Annotated in this window: 1 protein-coding gene; it reads right to left on the bottom strand. The window is 38.6% G+C overall.

The features are described 5' to 3' along the window. A partial coding sequence (locus tag BBH99_RS11760; RefSeq protein WP_228390796.1) for a DUF6443 domain-containing protein occupies nt 1–1,219 on the bottom strand: 1,219 nt, incomplete at its 3' end. Between the last annotated feature and the right edge of the window lie 69 nt (nt 1,220–1,288).

The raw sequence follows: 1,288 nt of genomic DNA, 5'->3' as shown, positions 1-1,288 counted from the left end.
TGCCTTCGGCTGTTGGAGTTTCTGTCAGTATAGGCTCTCCCTGAATCGTTGAAGGGAATGGAGGGTTAAAACTATATCCCGGATAGGTATCATAATAATTGACACTTAAAACGGTAGGTATTTCACCAACAAAGGCACCATCGGTATAGTATACTGTAATTCCGTTTCGGGTAAATCCTGTGGTACTTCTATCTTCAGTAATCACCAGATCTTTGATCTGATTCTGTCTACCTGCTCTATCTCCGCCTGTTAAAAAGCCTGTATAAGCAATTCTTCCCAGCTTATCATATTTGGTAATAAGCCATTTATTGGCAGCCCTTAGATTGGCGTCCTGAGAGAGAATTAACCTGTCTGATCTGTCATACACCATATATTCCCAGCCTTTGCCAGGAACTTTCTTTTCTACCAATCGATTCCTGCCATCATAGCGGTATTGATAATACAGATTTTCTACTGTCGAAGATTCCACAGTAGGAGCTGATGCCAGTGGGGGGACAACGAAGGCCAACTGGTCATATTCATTATATACATAATAGGTATCTGCATTTTCGGTAGCACTGATTGCTTTTCTGGATAAAATAAGCTGACCTTTACCATTTTTAAATTCAATGGTTTTATTTCCATCTTCATCAGTAAGTGTATTTTTATATAATTGAGAAGGCTGGAAATACTGAAGAAGCTGAACAGAAGTTTGAGTTCTTCCTTCAACCCAGGTCGTTGTAGTTTCATATTTCCTTACATAATCTTCCCAAATATTGGCTTCATAATCAAATTTTATGGGTTTATTGCTCCAGTCATTACCTACCTGAATTTGCTGCTGTATCCTATCTAAGGGAGAATTTTCCAATACTTTTTCTGAATAGATCTTTTCTGAGCCATAAGGGGTATTAGTGGCATTGGATAAAGGATTGGGAATAATAGCACCATTCATAGTCCCTGATTGTGGAATGGGAAGATAGTCTTTAACCTGTCTTCCAAACTGGTCATATTCAATATGGGTAACCACATCTTTTTCTGAAGGAGAAGCTTTTACATTGACAATCTGCTTGGGTCTTCCCAATCCGTCAAAATATTGGACAGTTTCTGAGGTTTTGGTTGGAGTGGTTCCGTTATAATCCAGATAGGTCTTGGATTGAATATAGTTTTCTCCCTGGCTAAGCTGGGCTTGTGCTGAAGAACTTATCAGCAACAGGCCTACAGGAATGAGTATTTTTTTCATCGTTTGTTAGTTTTTGTAGTTATATTTCATTTCCTTTACTATCTTTCCGTTAGCATCCACAACTTTTTC

Origin of the sequence: Chryseobacterium contaminans, from assembly GCF_001684955.1 — a bacterium.
Taxonomy (GTDB): Bacteria; Bacteroidota; Bacteroidia; order Flavobacteriales; family Weeksellaceae; genus Chryseobacterium; species Chryseobacterium contaminans.
This window is presented reverse-complemented; position numbering and strand designations above follow the sequence as displayed.